Origin of the sequence: Haloferax marinum, assembly GCF_009674625.1 — an archaeon.
GTDB classification, from domain to species: Archaea; Halobacteriota; Halobacteria; order Halobacteriales; family Haloferacaceae; genus Haloferax; species Haloferax marinum.
In genome coordinates this window covers 607729-624709 of record NZ_WKJQ01000001.1, presented here as the reverse complement: position 1 = coordinate 624709, position 16981 = coordinate 607729, and the positions used below count along the sequence as shown (strand labels likewise).

19 protein-coding genes are annotated in these 16981 nt (G+C 58.9%); 11 read left to right on the top strand and 8 right to left on the bottom strand.

Annotation, left to right across the window (positions count from 1 at the left end):
• The first annotated feature begins 92 nt into the window (after positions 1-92).
• The gene (locus GJR99_RS03170; RefSeq protein WP_151109224.1) at positions 93-899 is read left to right on the top strand and encodes a helix-turn-helix transcriptional regulator; all 807 of its coding nucleotides are present in this window, start codon (positions 93-95) and stop codon (positions 897-899) included.
• Positions 900-996: 97 nt separating this feature from the next.
• Entirely contained in the window at positions 997-1122 is a 126-nt protein-coding gene (locus GJR99_RS17700; RefSeq protein ID WP_255518298.1) for a hypothetical protein, read from the top strand.
• Positions 1123-1172: 50 nt separating this feature from the next.
• On the opposite strand, the gene GJR99_RS03165 is transcribed toward GJR99_RS17700, so the two are convergent.
• Positions 1173-1619, bottom strand: a complete 447-nt coding sequence (locus tag GJR99_RS03165) for a FlaD/FlaE family flagellar protein (protein ID WP_151109223.1) — start codon at positions 1617-1619, stop codon at positions 1173-1175.
• 388 nt (positions 1620-2007) lie between these two features.
• Between GJR99_RS03165 and GJR99_RS03160 the strand changes: the two genes are divergently transcribed.
• Positions 2008-4104 (top strand): histidine kinase N-terminal 7TM domain-containing protein, encoded by a 2097-nt coding sequence (locus GJR99_RS03160; protein ID WP_151109222.1) that lies wholly within the window; start codon positions 2008-2010, stop codon positions 4102-4104.
• A 161-nt stretch (positions 4105-4265) separates the two neighbouring features.
• On the opposite strand, the gene GJR99_RS03155 is transcribed toward GJR99_RS03160, so the two are convergent.
• The 6 genes from GJR99_RS03155 to GJR99_RS03130 form a co-directional block, all read right to left on the bottom strand.
• Positions 4266-5330, bottom strand: a complete 1065-nt coding sequence (locus GJR99_RS03155) for a hypothetical protein (RefSeq protein WP_151109221.1) — start codon at positions 5328-5330, stop codon at positions 4266-4268.
• A gap of 97 nt (positions 5331-5427) precedes the next feature.
• Positions 5428-5928: a FlaD/FlaE family flagellar protein gene (locus tag GJR99_RS03150; RefSeq protein ID WP_151109220.1), complete on the bottom strand. Its 501-nt coding sequence runs from the start codon at positions 5926-5928 to the stop codon at positions 5428-5430.
• Between the two features lie 217 nt (positions 5929-6145).
• A complete protein-coding gene (locus GJR99_RS03145; RefSeq protein ID WP_151109219.1) occupies positions 6146-6655 on the bottom strand; it encodes a chemotaxis protein CheD in 510 nt (169 codons plus the stop codon).
• A 24-nt stretch (positions 6656-6679) separates the two neighbouring features.
• Positions 6680-7867 carry a chemotaxis protein CheC gene (locus tag GJR99_RS03140; protein WP_151109218.1) on the bottom strand — a complete coding sequence of 396 codons (1188 nt, stop codon included), beginning with the start codon at positions 7865-7867 and terminating at the stop codon, positions 6680-6682.
• Complete coding sequence (cheY, locus tag GJR99_RS03135; RefSeq protein ID WP_151109217.1) at positions 7864-8232, bottom strand: chemotaxis protein CheY; 369 nt, start codon at positions 8230-8232, stop codon at positions 7864-7866. Before cheY ends, GJR99_RS03140 begins: the two co-directional genes overlap by 4 nt.
• A gap of 103 nt (positions 8233-8335) precedes the next feature.
• Positions 8336-8995 (bottom strand): DUF7500 family protein, encoded by a 660-nt coding sequence (locus GJR99_RS03130; protein ID WP_151109216.1) that lies wholly within the window; start codon positions 8993-8995, stop codon positions 8336-8338.
• Positions 8996-9136: 141 nt separating this feature from the next.
• Between GJR99_RS03130 and GJR99_RS03125 the strand changes: the two genes are divergently transcribed.
• The 3 genes from GJR99_RS03125 (at position 9137) to GJR99_RS03115 (ending at position 11013) form a co-directional block, all read left to right on the top strand.
• Positions 9137-9475: an ArsR/SmtB family transcription factor gene (locus GJR99_RS03125; protein WP_151109215.1), complete on the top strand. Its 339-nt coding sequence runs from the start codon at positions 9137-9139 to the stop codon at positions 9473-9475.
• Positions 9476-9702: 227 nt separating this feature from the next.
• Positions 9703-10383: an archaellin/type IV pilin N-terminal domain-containing protein gene (locus GJR99_RS03120; RefSeq protein ID WP_151109214.1), complete on the top strand. Its 681-nt coding sequence runs from the start codon at positions 9703-9705 to the stop codon at positions 10381-10383.
• A gap of 12 nt (positions 10384-10395) precedes the next feature.
• Positions 10396-11013 (top strand): archaellin/type IV pilin N-terminal domain-containing protein, encoded by a 618-nt coding sequence (locus GJR99_RS03115; RefSeq protein ID WP_151109213.1) that lies wholly within the window; start codon positions 10396-10398, stop codon positions 11011-11013.
• A gap of 200 nt (positions 11014-11213) precedes the next feature.
• On the opposite strand, the gene GJR99_RS03110 is transcribed toward GJR99_RS03115, so the two are convergent.
• On the bottom strand, positions 11214-11954 hold the full coding sequence (locus GJR99_RS03110; RefSeq protein WP_151109212.1) for an RAD55 family ATPase: 741 nt from the start codon (positions 11952-11954) through the stop codon (positions 11214-11216).
• A gap of 308 nt (positions 11955-12262) precedes the next feature.
• Between GJR99_RS03110 and GJR99_RS03105 the strand changes: the two genes are divergently transcribed.
• Genes GJR99_RS03105 through GJR99_RS03085 form a run of 5 tightly spaced genes read left to right on the top strand, consistent with a single transcriptional unit; the run spans position 12263 to position 16981 of the window.
• On the top strand, positions 12263-13708 hold the full coding sequence (locus tag GJR99_RS03105; RefSeq protein ID WP_191967061.1) for a flagella accessory protein C: 1446 nt from the start codon (positions 12263-12265) through the stop codon (positions 13706-13708).
• Positions 13692-14123 carry a fla cluster protein FlaF gene (locus GJR99_RS03100; protein WP_151109210.1) on the top strand — a complete coding sequence of 144 codons (432 nt, stop codon included), beginning with the start codon at positions 13692-13694 and terminating at the stop codon, positions 14121-14123. Before GJR99_RS03105 ends, GJR99_RS03100 begins: the two co-directional genes overlap by 17 nt.
• Positions 14124-14576 (top strand): flagellar protein G, encoded by a 453-nt coding sequence (locus GJR99_RS03095; RefSeq protein ID WP_151109209.1) that lies wholly within the window; start codon positions 14124-14126, stop codon positions 14574-14576.
• Positions 14573-15316, top strand: a complete 744-nt coding sequence (locus GJR99_RS03090) for an ATPase domain-containing protein (protein ID WP_151109208.1) — start codon at positions 14573-14575, stop codon at positions 15314-15316. Before GJR99_RS03095 ends, GJR99_RS03090 begins: the two co-directional genes overlap by 4 nt.
• Positions 15317-16981, top strand: a complete 1665-nt coding sequence (locus GJR99_RS03085; RefSeq protein ID WP_151109207.1) for a type II/IV secretion system ATPase subunit — start codon at positions 15317-15319, stop codon at positions 16979-16981.

The following is a 16981-nucleotide window of genomic DNA, read 5'->3' as shown; positions in this document are numbered from 1 at the left end:
TCGGAGTGACGTGGTGACCGTCCGCTCCGACTGAGTTTCAGAAGCCTAACAGAAGGGGTTGATGTCACTAGAGAATATATTACATAGCTGAGATGAGTGTCGAACTCGAGGACTTGGAGTTCTTGATTCGGTCGAACCAGCGCGTGGCAGTACTGCAACGTCTCGCAGTTTCTCCCTGTGTGCGACACGATTTACACTCGGAACTGGGGATTCCACAGTCGACCCTCGGGCGGATTCTCGGCGACTTCCAAGAACGGGTCTGGATTCGCCGTGACGCGGACGTGTACGAACTCACGCTCCTCGGGGAGATACTCGTCACAGAGCTTTCGTCTATGTTGGACGCGATGGGAGTGGTCCATCAACTAACAGACATCATCGACCTTCTCCCGGTTGCGGAGATGGAGTTCGACCATCGGTGTTTGAAGGAAGCCAGTATCACGACGGCGACTGCCGATGGGGTAACGGTCGTGATTCATCGGATGGTCAGGATGGTACAATCGGCCGATACGCTGCGACTCATCACACACGTTGGATACGACACGGCCCTCGAAGACCACAGGAGAGCAGTCGTCGAGCGAAACCAGGACCTCGAAGTCGTACTCACGCGTGCGGCGCTCGACGAGTTTCTTTCGGACCCGGCCCAGTCGCGGCTCCTCCTCGAAATCCTCGAGTCTGGACGTGCGGACATCTACTCGTTCGATGGAGCCTTCCCCTACGTCATGGGAATCGGCGACGAGCACCACGTCGGTATCGGTGCCGTCGACGAACGTGGAATCCCAGTTGGGTTCGTCCAAACCGACGACAAATCGGTGCGCAGGTGGGTGAGAGACACCATCGACCGGTATCGAACGGAGGCAACTGTAGTCTCGGTCTCCCTGGTCGAAAACAGCCTGCCATAGCCCGTCTGCCGAGAGAACCTTACGTGGTGAAATCCTGCCACGAGTTGGAACTGTACCAGTGGGTATCATGATGGTTCGATGGGGCGTAAGGGAGACCATGGCAATCCGAACGCAACCCCAGGAGACGTACACGCTACCGATGACGACCGACGAGATGAGGGCAGATTACGCGCTGGTGATTCGCCAGGCGTCCCGTAACGCACTCGCTCGACGAACCGAGTAACTCTGTTTTCGACGTGGTGCCGGCTACTTCCGATAGCCGACAGCCACCGTTCAGTCGTCGTCGTCCATCGACGCGAGACGGACGAGATAGGAGAAACTTCGGAGGTGGTCTTCTTCCGTCGGCGCGTCTTCGAACTCCGACGGTGCAGAAAAGGAGACGATACGCTCGTGAATCGTGTCACGTGCCTCGTCGCCAACCCACCCGATGTCGCGGTAGTACGAGACCATGATGAGGGCACCGCGACCACCGAGACGTTCGACGAGGTGGACACACCAGTCGAGGAGGACCCGTTCCGCTCGTGGGTTCCGTGGTATCGATTCGAGATACGCGTCTCCGTCGGACGTGAGCATCGCCGTCGTCTCGACGAGTCGCTCGTAGACCGTCTCGCGCCACGACTGATTCACTGGTTCGTCGACCCAATCGAACGACCCGTCGCTCCTCGCGTCGGCGGCGTGGCGGAGTCTCGAAAGGTCGTGGTGTTCCGGACCGACTGGCATCTACTGGTTTGTCTGTATCCTTCGGAATTAAGCGTTCTGGCGGATGTGTACCGGGTGACAAGTGTACGGTGATACCACCGAACGAAACGTGTTCTCGGGTACGGTGATACCACCGAACGAAACGTGTTCTCGGAGTGGTTCGCTCTCGAGTGTTCTCGGAGTGGTTCGACCTCCACACCCACACGGAGTTTTCGACTTCGAGACAGGCAACCGCTGCAGTCGAATCCGCCGACAGATTCCACTCGTCCCCGACATCAGTATCAAATTAGATACTCAAAACGAACGTCTTAAGGGACAGAGTCGAGACACGAGTACTATCGACCCGATGTGACATTCATCGGAGATAATCGGACGGAGGAGAGTTACACATGCGCACCAGGCCCCATCTATGACCGCCCCCGACCAGTTGCCGTACGTTTACGCGCTGTTTACCGCTGGCATCCTCTCGGGTATCGTCGCTATCGTCGTTCTGGGGCGGTTCCGACTCTACTCTCGCCGCGTTCGGTTACCATTCGCGTTACTCTCGTTATCTGCGGCCATCTGGGCGACTGCATACGGATTTTCTCTGCTCGCGACGACTGCTAGTACAGAACTGTTCTACTCGCGCCTCGCGTGGGTCGGCGCGGTTTCGCTCCCCAGTATTTGGCTCGTCTTCTCGCTCGTCTACGCCGGTGAGGACCAGCACGTCACCCGCCAGGCGCTCTCGTTGCTCACTGTCGAACCGGCCGTCGCGATTGCACTCGGACTGACGAATCAGTATCACGGTCTCTTCGTCCCGGCGACGGTGCTCCAAACCGGTATCTCAGAGAGTCTCGCGGCCGGCGGAACTCCGCTATTTAGCCTTCACATCGTCTACACGGGTGGCATCTCTATCGCGGGGTTGAGCGTCCTCGCAAAGGCCACACTCAACAGCAGTGGGGTCCACAGGCAACAAGCAGCACTGCTCACCATCATGGGTGGTATTCCGAGTGTGTCGTTCGCGATGACGGTGTTTTTCCAACCGGTGATTCCCGTCGACCCGACACCCGTCTCGTTTGCACTCAGTTCGACGGTCGTCCTGTGGGCACTGGTGAGATACCGACTGTTCGATATTACACCCGTCGCCCGCGACGCGATTCTCTCAGAGATGCGGGACGCAGTCGTCGTCTTAGACAGTTACGACCGGGTCGTCGAGACGAACGAGGCGGCCGCAGACCTCCTCGAATACCCTCCCGGCGAGTGTATCGGTCAACCAGTCCTGGACGTCGTTCGGCAGACGGCTAGCGTCCGAACGGTACTCGAAGAGCGTGACCGTATCGAGACCATCCTCGAAGACGGTGACTCTCGGCGGTACTTCGAGATTCGGTGCAGTCCCATCGCCGAGCAGACGAAAAACCGCGCGAAACTCCTCGTCTTCCACGACGTGACCGAACGGCGACAGACTGAAGAGGAGTTCCGTGCACTCATCGAGAACTCGAGGGACATCATCACGGTACTCGACGAAGCGGGAGTCCGCAAGTACACGAGTCCGTCGATGGAAGACGTACTCGGGTTTACCCAGGAGGAACTCGTCGAACAACCGGCCTTGGACCTCGTCCACCCAGACGATAGAGAGCGAGTCCAACGCCGGCTATCAGAAGTCGTCGATGGCGACGACCCGGTTCGAACCGAGTGTCGAGTTCGACACACGAATGGGTCGTGGCGGTGGTTCGAGACAGTCGGTGTCAACCTCCTCGACGACCCAGCTATCGAAGGCCTCGTGTTGAACTCTCGTGACGTGACCAATCGCTATCGGTACGAACAGCGGCTTCGGGTCCTCAACCGTGTGCTCCGTCACGACCTCCGAAACGACATGAACGTCATCCTCGGCCACGCAGACTTGCTTCTCGACGAGCGCATCCCGGCGGAGGCGAAAGACCACGCGACGACGATCAAACGAAAAGCTCACTCGCTCGTCGAACTGGGAGAACAGACACGGCAAATCGATACGACGCTCGACCGCCAGTCGAGCGACCTCTCCCCGGTCGAACTCGTCGAGCGAATCGACGCCCAACTCGACGATATCGAGTCGAACTATCCCCGAGCGATTATCAGTCGAGACCTCCCAGACGAACAGTGGGTCTACGCCGACGACTTAGTCGAGTCGGCGCTCAAGAATCTCCTCGAGAACGCGCTCGAACACAACGACCGAATCCTCCCCGAAGTCTGCGTCACGATAGACGAGACTCCGGTTTCGACCGACTTCGTCGAAGTTCGTATCTCCGACAACGGACCGGGAATTCCCGACGCAGAACTCGCCGTCCTCGAATCGGGAACGGAGACACCGCTGCAACACATCAGTGGGCTCGGTCTCTGGTTGGTCCACTGGATAATCGACCGGTCGAACGGGCGACTCCACTTCACCGAAAACGAACCCAGAGGGACGACCGCGACCGTCAGACTCAAAGAGTACGAACAGTCGCTGTCCAGCGGTCGACAAGCGCCCGCTGAGACCCAGACAGACTAGTCGCTGATTGCGTCTGCGTAGCTGACGGATTGCTCCTGCGTAGCTGACGGATTGCTCCTGCGTAGCTGACGGATTGCTCCTGCGTGATTGACTGCCTGCTCCTGCGTGACTGACGACTACCGAGAGACTGCAGAACAAAAACAGGACGCCGCGACCGCCGTTCAGTCGGTGGCCGTGAGACGCGTCGCGATTCGATACGCCCCTTCGGCGGCCGCCACGGCGGGTCGGTTCGAGGTGACTGCTGTGACGTCTCGGTCGAGTTCGTCTCCGAGTCGTGCGGCTAACTCGTCGACCAATCCAGGGATACACGCCATCCCGCCGGTGACGACGAGCGGTCGTGTGAGTGCGAGTTGGTACGTCTTCATCTCTCTGTTCGCTAACTGCGAGAAGAACTCAGTGGTCAGTGCTTCGACGACGTCGTCGAGGTATGCGTCGAGCGGGCCCATCACACCGTGTTCGACGGTAAACTCGTGTTCGTGTCCGCTTCGTCGTTCGACCGTCTCGGAGAACGGTTCGTACGAGTCGAAGTCGGCGTGCGTCTCTTTGTACGCACGGGCAGTGTCTCGGTCCAGCGTCACCGACCCGTCAGTCTCGTCCGCTACGGCATCGACGATGGCCTCGTCGACGTCGACACCCGTCACTGCAGACGTCGAAAACGGCGTGTGTCGGTCGCCGTGTCGGTACGCGCAGGCTTCGAGTTTCGTCGCGCCGAGGTTGACAGCGACGAATATCTGGTCGATGGCTTCGAGCCTGTCCCCGAGCGCAGGAATCGCCCCACAGAGGGATTCAGGATAGCCACGGATGAGCGTCTCCCCGATGGAACTCTGTTCGACGACGGTGTTGAGGTTGGCGAGACCACATTCGTCGTCTACAGATGGAATCGCGTAGACGACGGCGCTGTCTTCTGGCAGGTCGTGTTCCGCACAGAGTTCCTCGAAGAATCGCTCCGTCTGTTCAGCACGGCGTGCGTCCCTGGGAACGCCAGAACGGAGGAGCGTGCCCGTGTTGTCCGAGTACTGCTGAACGGCCACCTCACCGGTTCTGGTGTGGTCGTCGGACTCCGCGCTGGCTGACGTCGCGAGACGGGTGAGTGTGTGGGCTGTCTCTCGCTGGCCATCTTCGTCACGGTAGACGACGACGGTGCGGTTGCTCCCGAGTTTGACGCCGATTGGCGTCGGCTCACTGTGAGCGTCAGCCGCGTCTAAATCGGCGGCAGTGTCTGTCATTCGTTACCACCCGTACTGCGAGTCGATGCGGTGAGTCATGTGTGTCTGAGCGTCGTTGAGTGGAGGAGAGACCGATGTTAGGATACGTCGTCGCGCGTCACACCATAGAGGAGAGTCGGGCGACGTAGACGAGACTCAGGAGGTGGTCGTCCACGTCGATCTCTGTGGGGTCTTCGACGTCTGCAGAGAAGCCGAGTAAGTAGTCTCGAAGCGTCTCTTCGACGTCTGCGGTGACCCATCCGACCGTCTTGTAATACTGGAGCGCGTCCATCGCCCGTTTGAACCCGCCCTTGAGGACGAGAAACTCCAACCAGTCGAAGACGACGCGTTCGGCGCCGTATTTGTCGGGCAGCGAGCGAAGATACGGTTTCTCGACTGCGTCGTCCTCGTCACGAGACTGGTGGACGAGCAGGTGCTCGAGTTGACTCGAACGAAGGGCTTCCGACGCTGGTTGTGAACTCCGGTCGAACAGCGGGTTGTTGAAGCGGAACGGACTCCGGTCGTCGAGACGGGAGTCTCCGTTCCGTCGCTGTTTCGGCGTGTCGCGAGCGATGCGTCGAATTTCGTCTGGGTCGTAATCGTCCGGGTCCAAATACATTGGTCTCCTCGTTTCGGGACGGCACGACTCTCCCTAGTCCCCCGACTTGGGTTGGTAGCGCAGAACGCTATCGAGATGTCACACGCGAATATCGTACCGTTTCGATGAGAACACTCGAAGGAGATACCATAAATCTACCCGAGCTATTATCAAATATGATACTGCCGGTTGAAAAGGCGATGCTCCGCAGTCGAAACTCGATAGAGAACGTGGTCCGTCAGAGGGTTTGGTCGCCAGCGTTGGCGCTGCGTACACGGAGGTCTCCGGACCGAGAGTCGAGCTCTAAGGACCGGCCGTGGTCGCCGCCGACGTCCGCGGCGACGACGTCGATTTCGAGTCGGTCGAGCGTCTTCCGTGCGGAGTCGACGTTTCGCTCACCGATACTCATCCCTCCGTTGGTCGACGTGAAGTCGAACATGTTGCTGCCGCCGGCTAACTTCGCGACGACCCGATCTGGGTCGGCACCACTCGCTTGCATCTCTGCAAGCAACGATTCGATGCCCGTGTCGGCGAACTTCGCTGGCTTTCCACCCTCGTTTGCCTCCGGAAGCATCGCGTGGGCGAGTCCGGAGACGTTCGTGACCGGGTCGTAGAGTGCGACGCCGATACAGGAACCCAATCCACTCGTCGTCAGGGTGTTCCCGTCGGTATCGACGGCAAACTCGGCGATTCCGACTTTGATTCGACCTGACGTCGAAGTGGGTGTGTCCGTGGTGTAGACTTGCATGACGTGGGTTGTTTCGAGACTGGATTAGGCTGCGGGGGCCAACTGTTCGAGTGCCTTCCGCAACTCCGCTTCGTCCGGAAGTGCGTAGATATCGCACGTGAACTCGTCGTCGTCTGTCCGGATGGTCGAGTCGATGAGGAACGCGTACTCTTGAGACTGTGCGAGGTCAGTCGCGAGTGGGTCGACGATAGCGGACCCGATGTCGTGGACGTGTTTCGGCGGCGATATCTCGATGGTCGTTTCGAGCGCGTTCGCCCACCCGTCGAGGAATCCCGAGGTGACGATGTTGCCAATCTCCTGGATTGCACTCTGCCGCATCGCCTCGTCGTCTTCCATGCCAGGAAGGAGTGAACTCGCGATGTTCTCGGCAGAGGGTTCGTCGAAGAGAATGGCGATGTACCCGCTCGGTGTGCCCATAAACTCCAAGACGACACCTCGACGGACGGCGTCGGTCAGTGACATCGGGACGCCCTCTATCGGGACGAAACTCAGACGACTCACTTCGACATCTGTCTCGATGCCCGTCATCGCGGAGATGTCGTCGGACGCCTGTGCCGCACCGTCACTAATCATCTCGGAGAACGCCGCAAAGGACTCCACGGGGAGCGCTCCGTCGTCGCCGCTAGCTTCGACGATCGTCTGGATGGACTCGGGCGACGGAATCATATAGAGGTCGAATCCGATTGCGTCGTCTGCCGCTTCGAGCTGATTCCTGAACACGAGGATTCGCTCGGTTTCGTCTTCGTGTTCGAAGCCATCTGGGTCGACGTCCTCGAGCGGTCCGTCACCGCCTTCGGCGACGTAGGTCGGCGTCGTGATGTCGATGGAGGTGTCGAGGTAATCCGCCCACCCGTCGATGAACCCGCCGAGCATGATGTTCGCGACTTCTTTGAGGCTACTCGCTGCGAGCTCACCATCTGCGTCGGTCGCGTCGATTCCCGGCATCAGTGACTCGACCAATCGCTCTGCAGATTCGGGTGAGAACGCCAACACGGTCCGGCCGTCTAACCCACCGTTGAACCCGATGTTGACGCTCACCAAGTCGCGTTCGGAGAACTCGCTTTCGACGTCTGCTTTCGTTCCGAGTTCGACTTTCGTGACGTTGACGTACGTGTCGATACCGACGAGCGTCGTCAACGACCCAGCCGCCTTCTCAGCACCTGAGTGGGCGAGTCGACTGAACGTGCGAAGCGACCGTACGTCGAGATTCATGCCTCTGCCTGAATGACGTCTGCGATAGCCTGGAGAACGTTGGGCTTCTGGAAGGGCTTCGTAATGTACCCGTCAGCGCCAGCCTCGACTGCTTCGCGCATCTTCTCTTCTTGTCCCACCGACGTACACATGATGACCGACGCGCCGGGGTCTTCGGTCTTGATTTCGGACGTCGCTTCGATGCCGTTTCGAATCGGCATGACGACGTCCATCGTGACGACGTCTGGGTCGAGTTCTCGGTAGAGTTCGACCGCCTCGACACCGTTTTCGGCTTCGCCGACGACTTCGTGTTCACCCTCTAAGAGTTGTTTGAGGAGGTTCCGCATGAACGCAGAGTCGTCCACGACCAGTACCTTGCTTGCCATGCCTCGAATTTTTCGAAAATCAGACCATAAACCCTTCCACCCCATTATCAAGCCTGATACGGGCTCTCCGGAGTGAACTGCCCTCCTGACAATTGCGTGAGGACTACTTCTGCCGGCGTGGGGGGAACGACGCGCCAGACTCGTCGACTGCGTCTAGCAGTTGCCCGATAGAGTCGTCCCGGTCGAGACCATGGGCAGCAGCCAATGCCGCGACAGCACGACCCGGATAGGTGACCTGAACTTCCGAGGCCAGAAGCAAGATACCGAGTACTTCGTCGACGGGCGTCTCTCCACTCCCGACGGCGTCCGCGTACCACGTGACGAGCGAGTGAAAGACTTCGGTCACGTCGTTCGAGACAGATTCGTGCTTCTCGACGCTTCCGTCGACGAGTGCCGTCGCGACCAGTGCGTGGTCCGCTTGAATCGCCCCGACGCGTTCGGCAAGGAGTCGGCGAGCGATAAGTGCCCGTTTTCGGGGGTCACGAGGAAGGACGACCTCCGGTCTATCGTCCTGTTGGTCCGGTCCTATGTCGTCGTCGTTGGCGTCGTCCGCTCCGTCGCTGGTGCGGTTCTCGACCGACTCCTCGCCACCGTCATCAGGCTCGTCGATTTTGGGTCGCGGCGGAGTGTTTCCAGTCGTGATAACGTATCTCCCGGAGTCGATTCGAGCGACACGCTCGTCGTGACTGATGTCGAGGTCGTCGGTGTCGATGACGCCCCGTTCTCGCGGTCGATTACTTGGACGCTCGTCGTCGTCGTCCATCGGCGGATGGTCGGAGTGTCCACATATAATTCCATCGTCAGCACGGGGAACCGAAATTGTGTATTCAATACTACAATTGAGAATGTGCCAACTCGGCAACCAACATATTAACAAGCCGTGCGTCCCGATTCAACTCCATCTATGGAGTCTGACAGGACACTCTCAGCACTGGGAAACGAATACAATCCCGATATCCTCCGTGCCGCAGATGAACCACACTCGGCACAGGAGTTCAGCGAGATGTTGGATATCCCAATCGCAACCTGTTACCGCCGAATTGAGGAACTGACGGCAGCCGGACTTCTCGAACTCCACGACCGAGTTCTCTCTGACGAACACCGCAGGACGAACGTCTATCGCCGAGAGGTGGACGAGATCGTCGTTCGGTTCGACCGAGACGATTACACGGTGAGCGTGACCGAACGCCCCGAAGTCAAGAACAAACTCGACGACGTCTGGCGAAAGATCGCACAAGACTGACGCTCCTCGACTCCGTTTTCTCCTCTTGTCGTCTCTCGTAGCTACCCCTATAATTTTTGAACTGTTTACTATGCCATGCGCGTGTAGGCACGCAAAGAATTATCCAGTAATCCGCTACCGTAACCTGATATCAGTCTTGATAATGAGGTCCGTACCGTTATGTACGTCCTGCTCAAGTCAACGGTCGAAGGTCTCTGCTCGCTAGGGTAGAGCCCCCACGACAACCCATGTTCGATAACATTACTGAAGACCGGGGTCAGGTCGGTATCGGGACCCTCATCGTCTTCATCGCGATGGTTTTGGTCGCCGCAATCGCGGCGGGTGTCCTCGTGAACACGGCAGGCTTCTTGCAAGCCACAGCACAGGACGCAGGACAGGAAAGTGTAAACAAGGTCACGAACCGACTCGACGTCGTCAGTGTCCACGGGATGGTCAACGAAAGCGGGAACGGTCTCGCGGTCGACAGCATCAACCTCACCGTCCGGCTCGCAGCAGGTTCCGGTAGTGTCTCGTTAGAAGATACGTCCATCAAGTACCTGAGCGACGAGACGGCAGAGAACCTCGTCTACGACAACGCAACTACGGATGCAACCGGTTCGACCCTTGGGAATGTTACCAAGTACGCAGGCGATCTGACCAACAACGACGATGGCCTCAACAGCACCGAGTTCACCGCGCGTAAACTCGACGACGGCGGCGACACCTCGTTCCCCGTTCTGAACAACCAGGCAGACCGCTACGAGATTATCATCAACGCGTCGGTGGTCGAGGAGAACGGTGAAGGCATCTCGACCGGCGAATCGGTGAAGCTCGAAATCACGAGCCGTTCTGGCGGTTCGACGCAGGTCATCCTGACGATGCCCCAGCAACTCGCAGGTAAGCAGGACGACAACCCTGTGGCCCTCTAAGGAGTGATACAAATGTTCGAAATATTCAACGAAGAAGACCGCGGTCAGGTCGGTATCGGGACCCTCATCGTCTTCATCGCGATGGTCCTCGTCGCTGCGATTGCGGCGGGTGTCCTCGTGAACACCGCAGGATTCCTGCAGGCGACGGCTGAAGACGCTGGACAAGAAAGTGTGAACAAAGTGACGAACCGTGTGGAGGTTCTCAACACCCACGGGACCGTCGGTAGTGACTCAAACATCGCGAATCTCACGATGACCGTCCGTCTCGCCGCTGGGTCAGACGCAGTCGACATGAACGAGACGTCGATCAAGTACCTCAGTAGCGAGAAGGTTACCACACTGACAAATAACAGTAGTACGGGCAATTACGCGAGTGCGACGGAGTTCAACCTCACTGAGGTCACCGACGACGACAACTCGTTCGGCGTCCTCAACAGCATGAACGACCGGTACGAAGTGGAGATAAACGCCTCTGCCATCGAAGGTGATGGTACTAGCAGCGCTGGCCTCGACACTGGCGACAAGCTCACCCTCGAGATCACCTCACGGACTGGCGGCACGACGCAAGTCATCCTGACGATGCCCCAGCAACTCGCGGGTAAAGAGGAAGGCGAACCCGTCGAGCTGTAACCTCGGCACCTACCAATTTTCACCTTATCTCACCTCGTGCAGAGCGGCAGCACTACGGTTTTTGTACGACTCACTTCCCTCGACGCCGTTCAGTGTCGTGGCCCGACTCGAATCACCAGAAGATACTGCGTCGAGTCGTCCAAAGGGGTGTGAGAACGACGCGACTTCCACGTCGAAGCAAAGCGAAAACGAAGACTGCGTTACTCTGTCTCTTCGCCGAACCACGGCGGCGACTCACCGACCATCGAGAAGCCCGCCGCTTGCTCGTAGATTTTGATACCTCCCTGTTCGATCTCCAGTGGGAACATAGAGTTCTTGATGCTCTGTTTGCGCATCTTGGCGACCCAGATGTACCGGTTGCTCGTCGCGCCGGCGGGACTCTGGATGAGGTAGATGTTCCCGTCTGTGAGGAAGTTCTCGAGGCCGATGTCCGTCTCGGGGAAGATCGCGGACTGTTCTGTCGTCAACAAGGACGTGAGGCCACTGTCTTTCAGGATGTCGATGAACTTCAGGAGGTACTGTCGTTGTTCCTTCTCGTCGTCGAAGAAGAGCTGGAACATCGTCAGCGAGTCGAGGACCAACCGGTCGTAGTTCGTATCCTGCAGGTCGTCGAGGATGCGGTCGAGGGTCGAAGAGAAGTCACCGTCGCGGAGGAGTGTCCGCTTGTCGTAGACTTTGATCTTCCCGGATTCGACGTACTCGTGCCAGCGGTCGAACCCGATGGATTCGGCCGCCTCCCGAATGTCGTCTTCTGCCTCCTCGAACGTGAGATACAATCCGCCTTCGTCGAACTGGTCGACGCCGTTGTAGAGGTACTGCAACCCGAGGATACTCTTTCCGGTACCTGGGTTGCCGCTGATGAGCACTGCGGCGTCCTTCACGATACCGCCGTTCAGGATGGAATCGAGTCCTTCGACACCGGTCTTGACTAGTTCTGTCATAATTTGATTGCGACGAGTGTTGACTGTCGAACGCTCATCGGTTCTCCCGCCGGATAATTCTTCTTACCGACGCTACGCCACCGTCAGCCTGTTAGCGGAATCGAACAATGTAAAATTCTCACACGGCCGAATATCGTGTCTGATAACGGGACGGGAACTTTCTTGTATCGACTAGAGTACCATGCACTAATGTTACCTGCTCGCCCGGGTCTGTTGGACCTCCCCGGCCGTTCCAACGACCAGGCGGGTGACAGGCAGTCGCTCGACGTGACCATCGCCCGTGCAGTACGGAGGTGCTCACCCCGAGCATGATGGAGTGGACGAACGACACTGAGACGGCCGACGCCGGGGACGAAGCTGACACGGAAAACCAACATATGTCATCAGACGATGGACTTGGATTCGAGGAGGGAGTGGACGATCTCTCCGACGAGTTTGGTGACTTCGGCGACGACCTCGACGACGGATTCGACGACGACTTCGGCGGATTCGACGACGGTAACAACGAGGAAATCGCAGAGCTCGAGGACCGCGTAGGTGAACTCGAGAACGAAGTGAGCGCCATCTCGTCGGGGATGAACACCGTCCGAGAAGAGAACAAACAGATCGGCGGAACCGTCGAAGAACTCGAAGATACGATTCGGAAGCTACTCGACATCTACGAGATGGTCACCAGGGGTATCAACCCGTTCGTCGACGACGCCCGCGAGATGGGCGGCCTCGACGGCGGTGGCTCTTTCGGCCTCTTCGAAGCAGAAGCAGAGGACGAAGAGCACCTCGACCCCGAAGTCGCCAACGCCGACGCAGAGACGTTCTTCGACGACGACTTCGGCGAACTGGACGCCGAATCCGGCGAAAAGGAAGCCGAACTCGCCGCCGAAGACGAACTCGTAGAGGCGGAGCGTGAGAGTCCGGCCGAGGGGCTGGACGACGGACTCGGCGAACCGGCCGAAGAACCCGCCGACGAACCGGCCGACGAACCCGACACCGGAAGCGCGGGCGGCGCGAGCTTCGACGACCTCAAAAAGGAGTACGAGGAGTCCGGCGGCTGGGACGACGAAGACAGTGCCGACGAGGATGTGGTGGACGAACCACTCGACGGAGTCGACTCCGACGAACTCCTCGACGACGCTGCGGACGAGGACGTCGCTACCGACGACCCCGACGTGGTCGCAGGAGACGAGGCGGAAGAACTCGACGAACTGCGATCCGATATCTCCGCGTCTGACGACGAATCCGACGACATCGAACAGACGCTCGACGAGTTAGAAGCGGAGTACGCCTCCGCGAAGATGGCGAAAGACGAACTCGGTGCCGAAGACGTCGAGCCCGTCGAATCGACTCAGACCATCGAGGAGCCAGCCGAGGCGACCGACGAATCGACCGCCTACGTCACCGACGTCGAAGACTCCGACGCCTACCTCGCACAGTTGCCCGCCAGCTACGTCTCCGAAGTGCTCGTCCTCGAATGGGTCGAACATCTCGTCGCCGTCGGTGGCGCACTCGGTGCCTCGCGGGCGCTCCGGCAGTACCGCGAACAGGGCTGGATATCGCGCCACGTCCAGAACGAACTGAACGCTCACGTTGGGCAGGTTGCTGCGTCGATAGACGACGAAGACGACACCGAACTTCGCATCGACGACCACCAGACGAGTCTCGCATACGTCTGTCGACTTGCCGAGGACGCTCCCGAGAGACGACTGTTCGAAGAGCTCGTCGCCTACGGAGGGGAGTTCGATGGGCTTCGGTGTTAGTGGTTCGACAGCCATCATCTTCCTGGGCGTCCTCATCGCGACGGGGACACTCTACACAGCGACATCTAACGCCACAGAGAACGTGTTCGAGGCGCAAGACGACAGCTCTGAACTGGCTCTCGAACGAAAGAACACCGACATCTCGGTCACCAATGCGACGTACTACTCGGGGAACACGACGCTCGTCGTGAACGTCACGAACACCGGTGCGCAGACGTTGGCAGTCGACGAGACGACCGTGCTCGTGGACAACGTCTACGCCGCACCGGAGACGACGACTGTCGAAGGCAGTCAGGCGACGAACCTGTGGCACTCCGGTGGGAACCTCACCATCGAAGTGAGCAACGAGACACAACCAGACCGTGTCAAAGTCGTCACTGGAACCGGCGTCGCCGCCACGGAGGTCGTGAGCTAGATGGCAGACATCTCCGTTCCGAGTCTCATCTTGTTCATCGCCAGCATCGTCGTCGCGGCGGGCGTCTCCGGTGTCCTCATCGACACGGTTACCGGAATCAGCAACTCCGTCGACCAACGCGGCGGCGACGTGAGCACGGAGATTCGAACCGATATCGAAGTCATCAGCGACGCCGACGCGAGTGTCTACAACGAGACGAGCGACACGCTGACGGTGTACGTGAAAAACACCGGGCTCAGGACCCTCCCAGCGACGAGTGGAGGGTTCGACATCATCGTCGATGCACAGTACCAGACTGACGTGACCACGAGCGTCGTCGACGGCGCAGAGTGGCGCCCGAGTAACGTCGTCAGACTGGAGATAACCAACCTCGACCTCACGTCACCGGACGACCACCGACTGAAAGTGGTCGTCGACGGCGACGAAGAGGTGTTCGAATTCTACGTATCATGAGCAGTCAATACTCTCTCGGATTATCGGGACACGACCGTCTCGAAAAGGAACTGGGTGGTGGAATGCCGAAGGGCGCGATCGTCCTGATCGAAGGCGACTACGGTGCTGGAAAGAGTGTGCTATCGCAGCGGTTCAGCTACGGCTTCTGTCAAGAAGACACCGTCACGACACTCGTCTCGACGGAGTTGGGCGTCCGTGGCTTCCTCGACCAGATGCACTCGCTGTCGTACGACGTCGTCAAGCACCTGCTGAACGAGGAAATCCTGTTCTTACAGGCCGAAATCGACAGCAGTGGGGCGCTCTCTGGTGGGCAACAAGAGCGCAAGCAACTGCTTCGACGACTGATGGACGCCGAGACGCTCTGGGACGCAGACGTCATCATCATCGACACGTTCGACGCCATCCTCCGTAACGACCCGCAGTTCGAAGCGCTGGTCCGGCAGAACGAAGAGCGACAGGCCGCACTCGAAATCATCTCCTTCTTCAGGGAGTTGACGACGAAAGGTAAGACCATCATCCTCACCGTCGACCCGTCGTCGGTCGACGAGGGCTCTATCGGCCCGTTCCGTTCTATCGCCGACGTCTACTTCGAACTCGAGATGGTCGAGGTCGGGAACGACGTCCGCCGAAACATCTTCGTAAAGCGGTTCGCGGGGATGGGCCAGCAGGTCGGTGACCGCGTCGGCTTTTCGGTCCGGTCGGGAATCGGCCTCGTCATCGAGTCGAGGAGCGTGGCATAGATGGCGACCGAACACGGCTCTGCCAGACTCTCGGACGACCTCAAACGCCTCGCCATGAAGTGGCCCCACCTTCGGGACCACCTCAAGCGATTCCGGCAGATTACCGGTGAGTTCCCGATGCTCGTCGACGAACCCGGCGACTACGAGTCGCGTCGTCCGAACATCCTCTACCACCTCGGTGGCCCCGTGTTCTGCCAAATCTACGGTAACTTCGGTGAGACGACGAAGTACTACGTCATCGAACCGGAGATGGACGACGACGAACTCGAGGTGTTCGCGCGAGTCAAAGACAAACTGCTCGAACGCAGTGTCTCGAAACCGGCACCAGAAGAGAGCACCGACTACGAAGAACGCATCCAAGAGCTCCTCGAAGAAATCGTCCGCGTCGAGGGCGAAGAACACGGACCGCTCGAGACCGTGGCGAAACATCTCGACGTCGTCGGAATCGAAGTTCCGCAGGTGACCTACGACAAAATCGAGTACCGTCTCATCCGCGACATCGTGGGGCTCGGACCGCTCGAACCCATCATGCGCGACCCGGAGAACGAGGACATTCACGTCATCGGTCCCCGCCAGGTCGACGTCGACCACGGGACCTTCGGACTGCTCGAGACGAGCGTCGAGTTCGACGACAACGAGCAGTTCGACAACTGGCTTCGCAACATGGGCGAGCGCATCGGTGACCCCGTCTCAGACGCACACCCCATCGTCGACTCGACGCTCCCCGACGGGTCGCGTATCAACATCATCTACTCCGACGACGTCTCGCTGAAGGGGTCGTCACTCACGATTCGCCAGGGTGACGACGTGCCCCTCTCTATCCTCCAGATTACGAAGTGGGGGACGCTCTCGCCAGAACTCGCGGCGTACCTCTGGATCGCACTGGAGAACGAACGGACGGTGTTCGTGGTCGGTGAGACGGCGTCCGGGAAGACGACGACGCTCAACGCGATTCTCTCTTTCATCCCGCAGGACTCGAAGATTTACACTGCAGAAGACACCGCAGAGGTGCTCCCCCCACACGACACCTGGCAGCAACTCCTCACGCGTGAGGGCCGCGGGTCAGACTCCGAAGTCGACATGTTCGACCTCGTCGCCGCAGCACTGCGTTCTCGCCCCGACTACATCATCGTCGGAGAGGTCCGTGGTGAGGAAGGTCGGATGGCGTTCCAGGCGGCCCAGACGGGCCACCCGGTCATGCTCACGTTCCACGCGTCCGACATCGTTTCTATGATTCAGCGTTTCACCGGTGACCCCATCAACGTCCCCGAGACGTTCATGTCGAACTGTGACATCGCGCTGTTCCAAAACCGCGTGAAACGTGGCAACGACATCCTCCGTCGCGTCACGAGTGTCCAGGAGATAGAAGGCTACTCCAAAGAGATGGGTGGTGTCGTCACCCGCGAAGTGTTCTACTGGGACCCCGTCAACGACGACATCGTCTTCCAGGGGATGAACAACTCGTTCATCATGGAGCAGAAAGTCGCGACCCTGCTCGGGTACGACGACACCCGGAAGATATACGACGACATCAAGTTCCGCGCAGAGCTCATCCGCCGGGCGATTCAAGAGAACGTCCTCGGCTACCACGAAGTGAACGAACTCATCGAGGACTACTACCGCGACGGCACCGAGGGACTGCCGTTCGACATGGCGAGGGTGTAA